Genomic DNA, 546 nt, shown 5'->3' on the forward strand with positions numbered 1-546 from the left:
GCATCTGGCGAACGTAGTGATGGTACTGACGGCGCCACCGCGTTTCGCTTGTCGGCGTGCGACTGCGGCGATGGTCACCGCGTAGCGAAGGGCGAGCCTTATAACGAGCACAGCACGTCCGGAGACTTTTCCCGTCAGCGCGAAGTCGACGCGGCCAGCTTTATACCAAAGGCGACGAACACACCGCCCGTCAACCTGTCCAGCGTTTTGACGGCTGCGGGGCGTCGCAGGAATCGCCCCAGGGGGACCGTGGCGGAAATCAAGATGGCGAACCATACAAGCGTCAGCGCGACATGCAGGCAAGCCAGCCAAAAGCAGTAGCTCGCGGCATTCGCGCCTGCCGGTACAAACTGCGGAAGGAAGGTGACGTAGAAGACGCCGACTTTCGGATTCAGCAGGTTGCTCAGAAATCCTCGCCAGAACATCGCCCCACCTTCGATAGCTTGCGGGGCAACCTCGGTATTCAGTGCAGCGCGCGGCTTCAGCAAAAGCTTTACACCCAACCAAAGAAGATAGCCGGCTCCAGCGATTTTCACGACGGTGTAG

General features: G+C 59.9%; 1 protein-coding gene. It reads right to left on the minus strand.

What is annotated here, in order from left to right; genetic code table 11:
• Nucleotides 1-134: 134 nt before the first annotated feature.
• On the minus strand, nt 135-546 hold a 412-nt coding region (locus BN2475_RS33185), incomplete at its 5' end, for a LysE family translocator (protein WP_094783513.1).

The organism is Paraburkholderia ribeironis, assembly GCF_900019265.1.
In the GTDB taxonomy this organism is placed as follows: domain Bacteria; phylum Pseudomonadota; class Gammaproteobacteria; order Burkholderiales; family Burkholderiaceae; genus Paraburkholderia; species Paraburkholderia ribeironis.